This is a genomic window from Sinomicrobium endophyticum, assembly GCF_052983315.1.
Map to the genome: position 1 here is coordinate 1 of NZ_JBRKIS010000028.1, position 17254 is coordinate 17254.

Consider the following 17254-nt stretch of genomic DNA (forward strand, 5'->3'; position numbering starts at 1 on the left):
ATGGAGATCGTTTCATTGATATCGTCGGTTCCGCTGGTATTCGGCAAGGTTACTGTACCGGTTGTTACCTCGGCAGTCCAGTTGGTTATCGTCGTGCCGGCGGGAGCTGTGTCCACAACATTCACCTGCTCGGCATCGCTCGGACCATTGTTAGTCACAGTGATCGTGTATTCCACGGACTCACCAGGGACAAATTCTGTTTGTCCGGCATTGCTTGTCACTTTTACCGTAACGATATCAGCCTGTGGGTTAGGTTCCAATGGTGGGGTTTCACAATCCGGGCAATCCGGGTCAGGGTCTTCCGTCGGGCTGGTTACCTGCACCGCATTCACCAGGTCATCCGTAAAGTCCGGTGGGATCTGTACCGTAACTGTGTAGGTCACAGTTGCACCGTTCGGAAATGTACTTATCGTTTCATTGATATCGTCGGTTCCGTTGGTATTCGGCAAGGTCACTGTGCCGGTTGTTACCTCGGCAGTCCAATTGGTTATCATCGTACCGGCAGGGGCTGTGTCCACGACATTCACCTGCTGTGCATCACTCGGACCGTTGTTGGTCACGGTGATGGTGTATTCTACAGACTCACCGGGGACAAATTCCGTTTGTCCGGCATTGCTTGTCACTTTTACCGTAACGATATCAGCCTGTGGGTTAGGTTCCAATGGTGGGGTTTCACAATCCGGACAATCCGGATCGGGGTCTTCTGTCGGGCTGGTTACCTGCACTGCATTGACTAATTCTTCCACGCTATGGGGGAATGTTTGAACAGTAATGTTATACCTCACTTCGGCGCCGGCAGGCAGTAAATCAATAATTTCATCAATACTACCCGTTCCCGATGTATTCGGTAAGGTTACGGTACCGGCTACGACTTCCGCTGTCCAACCGGCAATTTCGGCCCCGGCAGGATCTACATCTACAATATTTACCTGTTCTGCATCGCTCGGGCCATTGTTAGTAACGGTTATGGTATATTCCACGGTCTCACCCGGTACATATTCTGTCTGCCCGGCATCACTTGTTACTTTTACAGTTACAATATCTGCCTGAGAAACGTAATTCAATACCACATCATCAAAAGCACTACATGTGCCATTGGTTACCGTCCAGCGCAATGTCACCGAAGTATTCGGATCGAGCGCAACGGTTGCGCCCGAATCGTTTATATCTGAAATTGCCTCGGCCAATGTGCCGTCGACAACACTCCATTCACCTGTTCCTGCAGCAGGGACTATGGCATCCAGTGTAAATATATTGCTGTTATACTGGGTTTGTTCTTCTCCTGCGTTTGCCACAGGTGTTTCGTAAATCGTCAGCTCAAAACTTTGTTCATCCGGGCAAGTCGGGGTAAATTCCGGGAGATACTGGTAATCGACTGAAAAATTCTCGATCGTCCAGTCCTTGATAAAATCGTCTCCATGGTAGGTTTCCACGATAATCACCACGCTGATATTTCCTCCTGTCAGGTCTTCTATTGACACTGCAGTAGTGAAATCAATATCAACCGGATCGTTCACCGGGGTCCACAGCAACTGCTGTGACCTTGCTATGATCTCATTGGTGGCGTTATTGACCATAGCGACTTCGCCTGAATATGCTCTCCCCGTATCCGGACCGGTATTGGTAATACGTACCCTCGGATTGACCCGTATCGAGGAACCGAAACAGCCGGGTTCACCCGCAAATACAACATCTGCGGCTATAGTCTTATAGGTTTGGTTGTTTATTATAGGGTCACTGGTATCATAGCTTATCGTCGTTGAGTTGCTGTTCCAGACCGCCGAATCATAATCGTCCGTCAAATAAACGGTCGGTCCACCCCACATTGCCTCCAGACCGGATTGTGTCACTTTGGTACTGCTCACTGCGGAAAGGACCCCGGAACAATTAAATTCTCCTTCTATTTCATCATAAACATATAGCGTGGTTGTTCCGATCGTATTGATAGTATCGCCCGGTTCCAGCCGCGTACCTCCACCATTGGGTTCGGTAAAATAAGCTTCATTGCCGGAAAGATCAAGTCCTTCAATTTCAGGCAGGATATATTCTTCACACGCCTCCTGGTCTTCCATCGGATCGAGGTGTGGTGCCTGCTGGATCATAAGGGTCACAGCCGTCCGGTTCAGGCTAGGGCAGGTACTGTTATTCGCTTCGGCATAGTACGTCACCACACCGATGGTGTTCAGTGACGGATCGGCCACCAGATTTCCACCAACGGGTGCATCGTACCATACAATTGTTTCTCCTGCTTCCACAGACGCTGTGGCTGTCAGGGTCTGTACCGGGTTTTCCGCACAAACGACCTGGTCTCCCCCACTTATCGGTGCCGCCGGGACAAGAGGTGCTTCTTCGATGGTGACGGTCACCGGGTCACTGTCGCATCCCGCATCCCTGATTACCACCACATAATCGCCCGGCTCCAACTCACTGAAAGTGTTGAGTCCCGAGAAATTTACTCCTCCGTCTATAGAATACAGTGCATTCTCATATCTCGGTATATGAATAGTACCGGTAGGTGATTCACAATCCGGTTGTGTGACCGTTGGTATCGGAGCACCAGGTGCATCATCAACCACCGCCTCCGTTTCCAGGCTTATACAGCCGGTTATGGTATTTCTTACTGTTACCATATACGTGCCCGGTGCTACGGATTCGAAGACTGCGGCAGATTGGTAATCCGATCCATCGATTGAGTATTCGAATTCGGCACCCAGCGGATAGGTTACTTCAATGCTTCCCTCACCGTCTATACAAACCGGTTGCCCGATACTCACTTCCGGGGCATCGATCAAAATGGCTTCCACCGGCATGATGGTACTACAACCCGTAGCCGGGTCTTCTCCGCGAATGTAATATGTACCCGTTACCGAAACGGATTCCGGACCACTCAATGCCATCGTGCCCTCCGCATCCTCGAAATAGCTGTATATCAAACCAGCTGTGCTTCCGGCAGTTACCGCAGCATCTGTAAGGTCTACTGTTCCGGGTAAACACTCCGGTTCGGGATCGGTGATCACCAGTTCGGGCAGATCGTTGATCATCAGTTCAAAACTTTGCTCATCGGAACAGGCCCGTGTGCTTTCCGGCTGGAACTGGTATCCTGCACTGAAACCGGACAACTGCCAATTCTTATAAGTCCCCTGGAAGGTTTCTACGGCAACTATAATAGCAATGTTACCTGCGAGCACATCTGCTGCGGGAACCACTCCTGTTACAGTTGGTGTCATAGTCGCACCGGCAGGGAAATTAGCGGTCAACTGGGTCTGATACAGTATTTGATCGGTGCTTTTATTGATAATTGCCAGTCTCCCGGAATATCCTGCGCCGTTCCCTGGTCCTTGATTGGTAATGGCAACCTGTGCGTTTATACTAACCTCGGTCCCGAAACAGGCCGTTGTATCGTCAATCGACACATCGCCGACAACCCCCAGGTAAATCTGGTCACCAACAGGCGCCCCCGGGCTATTGTAAAGTATCTGCTGGTTTGCGGTACCCTGCCAGAAACCGGGATTGGTTGCCCCTGGGTATTGGTGATGGGTACCATCTTCGAATAAATTGTCAATGACATAAGCTGTATTGGAGGAGACCGTCAAATTCCCTTCGCAGTTATTCACCGCTTCCAGCTCATCATATACATAAAGTGTCGTGATGCCAATATCTTCGATAACATCCCCCGGAAGGTATTTTGTCCCCCCTCCGTTTGGTTCCGTATAGTAGGCTTCATTTCCGGTAAGATTACTTCCCGTGATCTCGGGGAGTTCATAGGACACACATTCTTCCACATCCTCAATCTCATCTAGTAGTGGCGTAGGCAGAATATTCAGTGTCACCGGTGTCCTGTTCTGGCTGATACACGTACCGTCATCTGCTGCTGCATAGTAGGTAACGGTACCAACGGTTTCCAAACTCGGGTCTGTTACCACATTTCCTCCCGCAGGAGCATCATACCAGATCAACTGAACACCATCCGGTACGGTAGCCGTTGCAGTTATCTTCTGAACAGGATCTATTGCGCATTCCTGGATATTGCCACCACTGGCCGGTGCCGGAAGTTCACATTCGTTCAGGCAAAACAAGGTGGGGTCGTTATGTTCGGGTGTCGTGGGATCATCACTAACCACCGTAGTGCCTCCTTGTGTGATGGTCGCCTGGTTGGAATAGCAGCTACCATATGAAGCGTTATCCGCAACTCTGACGGAAACCCGGAATGTCAATGGTTCCCCCGTGGCGGCCGACGGTTGTACAGTGACTCCACTGATGGTCAATGTCTGTCCTGAGAAACTCACCGTACCTCCGCCCGGTCCGGCCGGTTCCACGGAACCTTCCACCCAGGTTAAATCCGGGGAAGCCAGTACATCTTCAAAATCATACGTCATCGGCAACATCTGGCTGTTGTAGATACTGAATTCAAACTCCACTTCATCCCCCGGTACTAATCCTTCGGCAGGCATAATCACCTGTTTTTCCAGACGTGTGGGGAAACAGGCCGTAGCGTCGAAAGTGGGATAAGGATCCACGGCACTGACGTTAACAAAAACATTATTCGCCGGGTTATACCGGTAGAGTCTATTTGGTGTGGTACCGTTGGCATAAAAATAGATCCTTCCCTGTACATCGTTCCAGGCGCCTCCCGCAGCAAGATTAGCAGGAATAGTTCCGGAACTGGGATTGATAATAGCCTGGTTTCCATTATTGGGATTAATACGGATGAGCCGTCCACCTGAAAGCCCATATAAAAAACCGTTATATGGTGAAAACGCCAGATCAACCATGTTCCCAATATCCAGGCTTAGCCTTACGGTCGTGTACGTCATGGTTATCAGATCAACCGTTGCCAAAAAGGCGGTATTGTTATTGGTAAGTACAAGTGTATAGAGTTTGTGATCGAGTCCTACTACTCCAGCTGCATGATTAACCCGTCCGCCATTGGCATTGACATTGGCGTTAGCGGTCCATGTCGGCAATCCGGGTACCTGTCCCGGTGTGGGTTGCGGTACGCCAAGCCGGGTCACCGTACCTTCGGCATCGATCCGCACTACGTCAGCCAGATTAAGCGAAGGCGGATCTCCCTGTGCAAAACCGTATATTAAATTATCTTCGAAATTATAGCCAATACCGTTGTAACGATCATCAATAGTAGGTATAATCGTCGCGTGGACAATGGTGGGATTGTTTGCTTCCACAACATACAGTGAGGACGGAACGGTACCGCTCGGTGAACTTATCAAATAGGCTGACCCGTCGCATTCAAACGGTACAGGACAATTACTTGCCAGGGTAGTGCCGGCTGAAAGGGGGGTAGAACAACCACTTGCCAAAACAGCATTAACGGTAAATTCCCCCACCTGACCAGCAGTAGGTTGATAGCTTGTGTCATTAGCCTCCGGAATTAATACACCATCCATATACCATTGATAGCTTACCCAATCCGGATCAGGATTGGTTACTTCCAACACAGCATTCGGAATACAGGTAGCGAGTGGATCCTGGAAGCCGATTACCGGAAGGTTCCCCGTTGTTTCGTGAACCGTCAGCTGCACACTTTCTTCCACGGTACAATCCCCGCCGCCAATCCGAAGTGTGTAAGTACCACTGTCCGCTTCAGTAACATTCTCTAAAGTAAGGACTTCTTCATTTGAAACTATAGAGTCATTCGAATCGAGCCAGGTGTAAGCTGTAATCGGGTCTGAAGAAACAATTTGTGGTGTAAAGCTGACCGATTGCCCAACACAAACTTCTTTTTCCGCTTCGGCAAAGTTAAGTACCGTGCCTACGTAGCTGGAAAAATATCCGAATCGTGCGCCACCGCCGTTGCTATGAAATGCTCCCATATGAAATCTGACATCAGGAGAACTGTTTGACACGTCAACCACATCACCGGCAGCAACTAATGTATTCGGTACTTCTACACGCGCATAATACCAGCTGGTTCCCGGTATTTGTTGAAATGCAGAAGAAGCTAGTAAGGTCGCATTCCCGTTTACCGTAAATCCAGTGTTTGTCGGAGACACAATGTTCACAAAAAACTCAGTAGGATTTACTCTTACTACTTTTACAACATTAGAACCGTTACATCCTAGCTGTGCAGGTAAAAGACTTATCCCCTGTTCGTCGAAAACACCAGAAAGTTGCAGTGCCGTTACTTTTTTACTGCTCTGTACGTGAAATGTGTCGGCGGCATTGGTTCGTAAAGTATAAGTTTCAGCAGCGTTTAAGGTAGCCGCTACGGCTCCATTGATCGTAAGTTGTGTGCCATCTTCTACGGCCGTGAAATAAACAACGTCGCTAGTCGTGCGGTATCCGCGCACAATCAAGTATTCTGTACCGAGATTCTTTATAGGCACAATTTGCTCGGCACAAAGATCGGCTGCTACACCGTAACGTGTCAATTCCGAAAAAATCGTAACCGCGACTAATTTATCTGCATTTACTATACTGCCTGAAGTGCCCGGATCGTTCCCCGGCATCTCTGCAAAATAGATTTCTCCCCGTTGGAGCGTTACAGTAAAAGGTACTCCCGCCTCGTGTCCGGTCACAGCTATTTTAGGAGTAATAGTAACTGTAGTATTATCTTCTGTCGCCAACACCAAAAAGCCTTGTTTTCCCTGCAAGGGTGTTTCTTGTTGCATAGGTACCAGAAACTCCGTACCAAGTGCCTGGCTTCCTTTTAATGGCACTAAATCGGGACTTGCCGACTGGGCTCCCGGTTCATAATATATCGAGATCCGTTCATTCGTCTCTATGCGGATGCCTGTTGGCGAAACGGTATTTCCACCATCGTTTGTCAGTTGAGCAACCTCATCATCCGTCAGCAGAATACTTCCCGTACTATTTGGTCCTACTGTTACAGTTTTGGGTAAGAAGCCGGCAATGAGTGGCGCACTAACCGTTACGGTAGCTGCTTGATCAAAGGTGGAGATTCGAAACGCTGATCCTGCCCGATATCTGACATCAGTAGTAGGCAACGCTAGCCAATACTCCGTGTCAAATGTAATAGTTGTCTGCGCTTGGGCTGTTTTAACTCCAAAAACGGTCAGTAACAGCATTGGAATAAGAAAGATTCGCGCGAAGAAACATTTCGTTTTCGCCATATGGAATAACCGAACAGCCATATAGTTGGTAATGTTTTTATACATGCTTTTCACAGTTTACGATTAGAATATTAGGATGCCGGTTGTTTCCAGGGACACAGGAAAGGGGACATCACTAAACGCCATTAAAAGAACCAGGGAGGAAAACAGTTTCCTCTTTTTCATATCGGATATGACAGAACTCATCAATACATGATATTTTTATTATTTATTAACCAAATTAAATATCTTACAAACCGGGATTTACTCTTTGGAAAGTGCAAATCCGGATACGATTTTCATTGGAACTTCGGAAATGAATAATGATCTTCCCGGGTGTTTTCTCTTTTAGCAGACAAGGTGAGATTTGGCACCTGAAACCGGGAAAATATCGAAGCGTTTAAATTCCGTTTTAAGAAGAGGTAATTTTACTGCCATAACTTTACATTTTAAGTTGATTAATTGCACAGGTTCGTCCATTTGGGGCATATGGGCTTTACACAATACCTTACCGGTATGTTGTCTTTCTTCCTGATTCACCGTTTATAGCATCCGGAATTTATAAGGAAAAATCCTTTTGGATGAGGTAGGGAAATACGAAGGAAAGAACTTTCATAGCAATTTTACCATATTAAATTTGTTGGGGTTATAGTTATATATAGCTTCCCTTGTAGAATTAAAACTACAGATTTAACTTACAAAACAGAAATTATTAAAATGGATATAACGAGACATTAAAAAACTGATAATCAAAAGTGTAAATAGGTTATAAAAAAGATTTTTCTAAGTCCATGCATGTAAGATTTCATTCCGTTTATAGGCTTTTCGACGGCTTATTTAAGTGTCGCGCAGACATCTCCATTTTAAAAATGACTAATTTTATCTCATTGAAAGTGATTTTTAATAGTATTAAGTATTCCAGAGACCCCTTATGGAAAAATATTTTACCAGATTGCTGGTAGTGTTACCTTTTGTCCTTTTTTCAATCGCTACTGCTAAATCGTTTCAGTACCAGGATTATATTTTCACATGGTACACAGACAATGAAGGACTTCCCCAGAACAGTATCAAGGATATTTTTTTTGATGTCCATGGTTATTTATGGCTTTCCACGGAAAACGGGCTATCCCGGTTTGACGGGTCTCATTTCAAAACCTTCAATGACGTCAATGTACCTGGTATCACATCGAACCGTATGCTTTTTTTCTATGGTCCTTCGCTTTCGGATAGTGTATTCATTTCCAACACACATAACCAGACATTTCTGATCCATAACCGTATTGTTCAGCACATTACTCCCTCCGATTCTTTATATAACCGCGCCAAAAGCTATATTGCCATGAACCGGTTCCGGTTCGGAAATATACCCGACAGCAATCACTTCATGGATCAAGGGAAAAGCACTATTCTGCAACAAAACGGGAATAAATATTATCGTATAGATAATAATAAGATATCCGAATACAGCAGCCGGCAAAATATACAGTATACATACTGCCATCCACTGAAACATCCGAACCAGGCTTTTATGTATAACGATCAGTTATATATCCTTACCGGCGGGAATAAGCTTGTACGGTGTGCAGAAGGACATTGCCACACCTTACCTCATAAACCGGAGACAGGGGAAAAACCACTTGTTTACACCAATGATATATCAAACCAGGTTTTTCTCTATAGCCAGGACACACACAATTTATTTTACGTCGAAAAGATATCGGATACCCTGGTTACAAAGCATATATTATCCGGTTTTAACCTGCAAAAAGAAACTATAAAATCCATATATTTCGATGCACAGAATGATATTTTATACCTAGGTAGCCTGGCCCGGGGGTTGTGCATCGTTAAAAAACGTTATTTCCGGAACATTTCTACCGGTTACGGAGACATTGACGATGTTGAATACGCCGTAACCAGATTCAATGATTCCGTTATTCTGGCCGGTTCCGGGGCATTGATCCGGAATGGACGGGTCACCGGGTATAACAAACAGATAACCCGAGCCAATAAATATTTTATCTGTACGGACAGGAATAAGAACTTATGGATGAAAAGAGGGCCGGTGCTGTACCGGTTTAAAAAAGAGGATCAATATCGCACCTGCGATCAATGGCCTTTTGACAGACGGATCACCTCGCTTTGCCTGGATAAGGATCAAAAACTCTGGATAAGTACCTCTTCGGAATCCACTCTACACAGTGACCTCTTTTGCCTGGACGTGCTTTCCGGCTCTCCGGAACCATTGAAAAAAGCGAGATTTCCTTTCAAGATCACCTGTCTGGAGAAACATGAAGACTCTACCCTTTTCCTTGGGACCGAAATGGGTCTGTACCGGTATCATCCCGAAAAGGAACAGGCAAAAACTGAAAAGATCGAAGCTGCCGGAATTGCAAATATCCGGGAAATACAAACTATCGGCAGTGACATTTGGATTACCACATACAATAAAGGTTATTTTTTATATCGCAATAACGAAATAATTTCCTTTCCGTTAGATCATAACAAGGCTCTTGCCACATCGCACACCGTAATCGACGACAAAAACGGATTCCTCTGGATTACGACAAATAAAGGGCTTATTCAGGTATCCAGGCAAAGTATCGAACAGTATATCCAAGATAAAACGGTAATGCCTTATTATCATTTTTATGATAAAAGTTCCGGGTTTACCAGCAATGAATTTAACGGGGGAGGATTCCCAAACAGTGCCATGCTTCCCAATGGCGATATATACATCCCTTCCCTGGCCGGCATGGTTTGTTTCAATTCCCGGAAAATCACCCCCATTCTTCCCAACGATCACTTATATATAGACGAACTGGAAGTTGACGATCAGAGTTTCCAGGTAAGGGATACCTTTAACCTCGATCAGGATTTTAAGAGGATCACATTTTTTACTTCGAGCCCTCATTACGGAAATCAGGCTAATAATCAGGTAGAAGTGAAACTGGAAGCTAACGGGTCAAAAGAAGAGAACTGGACACACCTTGGCAGAGATATGTCCATTTCTTATACGAATCTGAGCCCGGGAGAATACGTTTTCACTGCGCGCAAAAAATCGGGGTTCCATTCCGGATATACGTATAAACAACTTACCTTCTACATCCCGTTTCCTTTTTACCGGACGCATTGGTTCAAAGTAAGTGCCGTCCTCTTTTTACTCCTGTCCGTTCATTTAGGGGTAAAACTACGGTTGCAGTACATTAAAAGCAAAAATGTGCTTCTCCATGATAAAATCAACGAACATACACAGCAGCTGAACAATACTATAACCGCATTGAGAAAAACCGAAAACAATCTCAGTAAACAAAACGAGAGTCAAAAGAAATTGATCGCCACTCTCACTCACGATATAAAAAATCCTTTGGGCTATATTGCTTATGTCAGCCATGAAGCCTATCAACAGTTCAACGGAAAGGACCGGATTATGAAAGATCATCTGAAATCCATCTATACCTCTTCCCGTCAACTGTCCGAATTAATCACCAATTTACTGGATTACACCAAAATATATGACAATTCGGCGAATAATAAACCCAGGATCTTCAATATACATCATCTGACAGAACAGAAAATAGCACTTTTCATGAACCTGGCGGAATCACAACGGACGAAAATAGTAAATTCCATTCCTCCCTTTCTGAATATTATGCTGAACAAGGAGTTTATTTCTATTGTCATTCATAACCTGATGGACAATGCCGTAAAAAACACCTCCAATGGTACCATTACGATAGGATGTATCATCAAAGATCAGCAGATCGTAATTTCCGTCAGAGACACGGGAAAAGGAATGGCGCCCGAAGTTCTGGATTATTACCGGTCTTATCCGTTAAATATTGACAATGAAAACTATAAAAAGAAGTATAAAGGAATGGGGATAAAAATAATATCGGAACTGCTAATTATTATGCAGGGTATCCTGGAAGTTGACAGCAGGCCAGGTAAAGGCACCCATATTAAAATGGTATTTAATCAGCAATCTTTATAACGATTTTTCATACGTATTGAACAGCGAAATCAGGGAAGCCACATTATTGACCCGAAGCTTTTCAAAAACCCTGTATTTATAGGTACTTACTGTCGTAGGACTTAAATTCAGGCTATCCGCTATTTCTATATTACCCTCCCCTCTTATCAGCAACCGCGCTACTTCCATCTCCCTGTTGGACAACACATCCAATTTATTAAACGGAGTTTTGTTCAGAATAGAATCCGTAATCTGGTCCCTTATAGTACTACTGATATACTTTTTGTTTTTTATAATAGTACGTATGGCAGTATGTAACTCCTCCTCCGAGCTTAATTTATTCAGATATCCGTCGGCTCCGGCATGTATATACCGGAGTGCAAATTTATTTTCGTTTAATCCGGAAAAAATCAGCACCTTGGTTTTCGGGGCCTTAACCTTTACATATCCCAACAATTCCAGACTACTTCCTTTTGGAAAATGTACGTCCAGAATCAATAAATCAAAAAATTCATTGTTGACAAAGTTAAACGCTTTAGAAATGGTTTCTGCCTGAAAAATAGATATATTACTTAATATCTTATTCAGAATTATGAATACACCCTGCCTTACTACAAAGTGATCATCAACAAGTAAAACTTTCATTCTTTTGGAGGTAGGTTTATCGGGTGAAACAAAACATATTAAAAAAACATGCTATCAAACAAAGTATCGCTTATTGAGATATTAACCAAACCAAATTTACTTAAAATTCTCTAATTGTACACTCATTATGTATTCACAATCGCGAATATAGATATAAAACAATTTTTTCCATTTATTCGAATTAAACCACCCGGATCCGAAATCCATAAGGTTCCGGCAGACTTTTCTTTCCATTTTCTCATGCCTGCCGATCCAATTCCCGGGATGGTCGCAAGAAATAGGCATAAAAAACAGTTTTAAAATCTTATAGGCTTTTACCACCATATTGATTTTATACGAAACCACGCTTATACAAATCATATCATTCTTCCTCAAATTATTTCAAAAACCTGTCATTACGGATAAATAAAGTGAAGTTGAACTTTATTGAAGAAAAATTGAAACAATTATCCTGCTGGTTTTCAAAATAAAACATCCTACTTTGAACAACAGATAATATAATAATATTTGACCAGTATTTTGTTTGAATTGATAAAATTTATATTGAAATTTTATCAAATAACAATCGTAAAAAACCGATCATTTTCGATAAGCATGAAAAAGGTTGTACCGGATAACTCCGGTCATATCATATGTTTCGGATAATCACACTAAAATTAAAAACAATACGTAATGGAAAACCGGAAATTGTATTGTGGTCCTGACGCTGAAGAAACTCATGAAAAGAAAAGTCTGCCGGGAATATCAAAGAGCCGATCGAATACAGGTGCCCCCCTCCGGTCCGAAACACTTGTCCCGGTGAAAGGTATCTTTACAAGTACCTTCCGGAAACCACTTAAACGGAAAGACAAAATTCCTGACCAACGTGGATTATGACATGATGAAAGGTCATTTTTTTTCTACCGTAACGCAACCGATTGCGGAAATAATGAACATTGAAGGCGTCCCCGTTTATACCAATTAAACCACCAAAACCCAATAAAAATGAAAATGAAATGTTTTTACCTGTTTAGCGCAACGGCATTGCTATTGAATGCCTGTGACCATTACCTCAATGGCGGCACACCCAAAGAGGAGGAAGAAATAGTTACCCGGCAGATCTACCTCGCCGATCCCACCATTTTTGAAAGCAACGGCATCTATTATCTGTACGGAACCAAAAATGACCCGGATATCGGGGGCGAAGGTTTCCTGGTTTACACCTCAGACGACCTTATCCACTGGGAAGGTCCTGCAGGGGCCACGGACGGTTTTGCCTTGAAAAAAGGAGATGCCTTTGGCAACGGGGGTTTTTGGGCACCCCAGATCTTCCATCACAATTCTCAATACTACATGGCTTATACGGCCGACGAGCATATTGCCATAGCTACGGCAGACAGTCCCCTGGGCCCTTTTACCAATAACGGCACAGCTATAGATGCCCCCGTGAAACAGATAGATCCCTTCATTTTCTTTGATGATGACAAGGCATACATGTATCACGTACGGCTACAGAACGGCAACAGGATTTTCGTAGCAGAAATGACCGAAGATCTCACAGCCATAAAACCCGAAACCCTCCGGGAATGCATCTATGCGGAGGAAGAGTGGGAAAATACCGAAAACGCCGGGTGGTCCGTAGCCGAAGGCCCTACCGTGTTAAAGAAAGACAGCCTGTACTATTTACTGTACTCCGCCAACGACTTCCGTAACCCGGACTACGCGGTAGGTTACGCCGTAAGCGATTCGCCTTTAGGGCCCTGGGAAAAATCCGAAAACAATCCGATAATCTCTTCCCTCAATACCGGGGAACCCGGATCGGGGCACGGAGATATCGTAAAAGACGGAAACGGGAATACATTTTATGTACTTCATACGCATGCCTCTGCTCAGGCAGTACATCCCCGGAAAACGGCCCTTGTAAAACTTAATTTCCAGGACGGACAGTTCGTGATGGTTCCGGAGAGTTTCCAATGGATACAAAGTATTGTCGAAAACTAATGTCCCATAGCTTCCGTATTCCGGAGCAGTTCGGATAAGCCCTGGCCAAAACCGGCAAAAGACAACTGTTTTGGATGGTTCAACACATACGTATCCAACCTTTATAAAACTCGAAACACACCAAACATCTGCAATTTACATGATAATCAGATAGTTACGTCACACACAAAAACCAACCCTGCCGATAATACCTACCGGGCAGCCGGAAATCCCGGAATCCGCCCTCCTGGTACAATCACGATGGCAAAAGTATGCATCCGTACGATAGCGAAGTAACCGCTTTGCAACCTCATTGTATGGAAGACCAGTAACATTAAATGAAAACTACATGAAAAAAACACCAAAGGGTAATCTTTTGTCATTATACAAAGATTTACCCAAAAATACAGTACTTCTCATACTGTTCTGTATGATTGTAAATTATACTTATAGTAAAGATCCGGGGACCGGGAACAAAACTATAAAATCTCACCGTCCACAAAACGAAATCATCACCGGAACGGTTGTGGATGCCGAAGGGCTCCCCCTCATAGGAGTTAATGTCCTGGAAAAAGGAGTGCGTAACGGTACGACCACCGATTTTGACGGAAACTTCAGCCTGAGAGTAAATCAACTGCCGGTTACATTAGTATTCAGTTATGTCGGTTTTACATCGGTAGAAAAGAAAATTACCAATGATCAATCGCTATTCATTACGTTGAAAGAAAATACGGATAAGCTCGATGAAGTCGTGGTCACCGCTTTCGGGAACAAGCAACGTAAAAACGACCTTATCGGTTCGGTTACCTCCATCACCGCCGAAGAGCTTCGTATGCCCATGAGCAATCTCACCGGGGCCATACAAGGACGGGTTGCCGGTGTTATCTCTTTTCAGCGTAGCGGTGAACCCGGTCTGGACAATGCCGACTTTTTTATTCGTGGTGTAGGTACCTTCGGGGTAAACCAGAAACCCCTGATCCTGGTAGATAACATGGAGGTATCTGCCGATGACATGGCGCGAATTCCTGTAGATGACATCGCCAGCTTTTCGATCCTTAGGGACGCCACCGCATCTGCTGTTTACGGTTCCCGGGGTGCTAACGGGGTTATCCTGGTCACTACCAAACTGGGTAAAAAAGGGCGTCCCCGTATCACTTTCCGGGCAGAACAGCGAATATCCATGCCCACCAGAACCCCGGAAATAGCAGACCCGGTAACTTTTATGAAGATGCATAACGAAGCCATTCTTACCCGGGACCCGCTCGCTCAAACCCTTTATTCCGATGAAAAGATCGCTATGACGGCAGCCGGAGCCGATCCTATCCGTTATCCGGCAGTAGACTGGCTCAATGAAGTAACCAAACCCAGCACCCATACACAAAACTACAATATCAGTGTCTCGGGAGGCGGGGATGTCGCCAGCTACCTTGTGAGCGGAAACCTCACGCAGGATAACGGGCTTATCCGGGTTAATCCCATCAATAACTTTAATAACAACGTAGACTTTAAAGTATACAACCTGCGGAGTAATATCAACGTGAATGTTACCGAAACCACTCAGCTTATGGTACGTGCCATTGCCAATTTCCGGAACTACAGCGGTCCTCCCCAGGGCGGAAGTTCATCGTTCCGGAACGCATTGCGTGCCAACCCGGGGCTGTTTCAGCCGGTTTACCGGCCCGGGCCGCAACAAGCATATATCAGTCACCCCTTATTCGGGAATTTTGATGATGGAAGCGGGAACCTTTACCTGAACCCTTATGCCGAGATTGTAAGGGGATATTCCGAGTGGTCCCAGAGCAACATGCAGGTACAGGTAGAACTCCGGCAGGATCTTTCTCCATGGGTCGAAGGATTCAGCTACCGCGGATTGGTCAATGCTTCGCGCAGTGCGTATATGGAATACCGGAGACAATACAATCCCTTCTATTATATGCCGGGATCGATCGATCCCTCCACCGGGATTTATTCATTTCTGAACCTCAACCCTCTCAACGGTACGGAATACTTGGATTATAGTGATAACGGAAGAGGACAGGAATCCATTTTCTATATGGAAAACGCTATAAACTACAACCGCACGTTCCATGAGAAACACAAGGTTAGCGGGATGCTGATCAATACCCTCAGAAACCGGATAGACCTTCCCCGGGATCGCGATTCGGAAGGATCGGTAATAAGCACGCTGCCCTACCGGAATGCCAGTTTCTCCGGGAATTTCACATATGCTTTTGACGACAGGTATCATGCAAAATTCACCTTCGGATACAACGGCTCCGAGGTGTTTGCCAAAAATCACCGTTGGGGATTCTTCCCTTCGGCAGGTGTGGCATGGACCATTCATAATGAACTATTTATGAAGAAGTTAAATCCCCTGATCAGTACGGCACGGCTGCGGTTAACCCACGGACTGGTAGGTAATGATAATATCAGTAATACCCGTTTCTTTTACCTGTCCCAGGTAAATTTAAGCGATAACGACAGGCGGTTCAATTTCGGCATCTCTCCCGGAACCGGTGAAAACTATGAAAGGAACGGTGTCTCTATCGGTCGTTATGCCAACCCTTATGTACGCTGGGAAGTATCCCGGCAAACCAACCTGGGTATCGACCTCGGGTTCTTTAACGGGAAACTGACCTTCACCGGGGATTTCTTCAGGCAGGTACGAAAAGATATCGTTCAGGAACGTGCGGCACTTCCTTCCACCATGGGGCTCTCGGCAGAGGTACTCGCCAATATCGGTAAATACAAGAGTTACGGTTTTGACGGAGAACTGGTGTACAATCACAGTATCAATGAGAACCTGTGGCTCCAGGGGCGGGGAACCTTTACGTTTTCCAAGGGAGAATATGTCTATTACGAAGAACCCACCTACGACCATGATTACCTGAGTCTCATCGGTCTCAATGTCAACCAGCGCCGTGGATATATCGCAGAACGTTTGTTTATTGATGATCATGAAGTATTTAACAGTCCCGAACAGTCTTTTGCAGGCAACGTTATGGGAGGAGACATCAAGTACCTGGATGTTAACGGGGACGGCGTTATAAATTCCAATGATATTGTCCCTATCGGTTATCCCACCGTACCGGAAATCAATTACGGTTTCGGATTGACCTCCGGGTTCAAAAACATGGAATTCTCCTTCTTCTTTACAGGCGCGGCACGGACCTCTCTCTTTATCAACCCCACAACAGGAGATATAAACAACAGCGGTTCTGCTCCTTTCGGAAGTACGAGTGCACCAAACGCCGTACTACAGGCCTGGGCAAACAGCCATTGGTCCGAAGATAACCGTGACATTTATGCCCTTTGGCCACGGCTCAGCCAGACCCCTCTCGAAAACAACACCCAGACCAGTACTCACTGGATGCGCAATGCCGCGTTCCTCCGGTTAAAACAGGCAGAAATCGCTTATACCCTGAACCGGGATTTTACCCAAAGGTACAAGATCGACAGGTTCAGAATCTATATAAGCGGAACCAATCTGTTCAACATCAGCGCATTTAAGCTATGGGATCCCGAGATGGGTGGTGCCGGATTACGCTACCCTATACAGCGGGTTTTCAATCTTGGAATACTCATGTCTCTCTAAACTAACCGGATG

The 17254-nt window shown here is 45.2% G+C and carries 5 protein-coding genes; 3 read left to right on the forward strand and 2 right to left on the reverse strand.

Going from position 1 to position 17254, the window contains the following annotated elements; all coding sequences use genetic code 11:
• Positions 1 to 7136, reverse strand: a 7136-nt coding sequence (locus ACVBDU_RS11395) for an Ig-like domain-containing protein (RefSeq protein ID WP_447179880.1), incomplete at its 3' end; no start/stop codon positions are given.
• Positions 7137 to 8001: 865 nt separating this feature from the next.
• Here ACVBDU_RS11395 and ACVBDU_RS11400 point away from each other — a divergent pair.
• Positions 8002 to 11064, forward strand: a complete 3063-nt coding sequence (locus ACVBDU_RS11400; RefSeq protein ID WP_447179881.1) for a sensor histidine kinase — start codon at positions 8002 to 8004, stop codon at positions 11062 to 11064.
• On the opposite strand, the gene ACVBDU_RS11405 is transcribed toward ACVBDU_RS11400, so the two are convergent.
• Positions 11059 to 11688, reverse strand: coding sequence for a response regulator (locus tag ACVBDU_RS11405; protein ID WP_447179882.1), 630 nt, complete (start codon positions 11686 to 11688; stop codon positions 11059 to 11061). The two genes, ACVBDU_RS11400 and ACVBDU_RS11405, sit on opposite strands and share 6 nt — an antisense overlap.
• A gap of 984 nt (positions 11689 to 12672) precedes the next feature.
• On the opposite strand from ACVBDU_RS11405, the gene ACVBDU_RS11410 reads away from it, so the two are divergent.
• On the forward strand, positions 12673 to 13668 hold the full coding sequence (locus ACVBDU_RS11410; RefSeq protein WP_447179883.1) for a glycoside hydrolase family 43 protein: 996 nt from the start codon (positions 12673 to 12675) through the stop codon (positions 13666 to 13668).
• 328 nt (positions 13669 to 13996) lie between these two features.
• Positions 13997 to 17242 (forward strand): SusC/RagA family TonB-linked outer membrane protein, encoded by a 3246-nt coding sequence (locus ACVBDU_RS11415; protein WP_447179884.1) that lies wholly within the window; start codon positions 13997 to 13999, stop codon positions 17240 to 17242.
• The last annotated feature ends 12 nt before the right edge of the window (positions 17243 to 17254 follow it).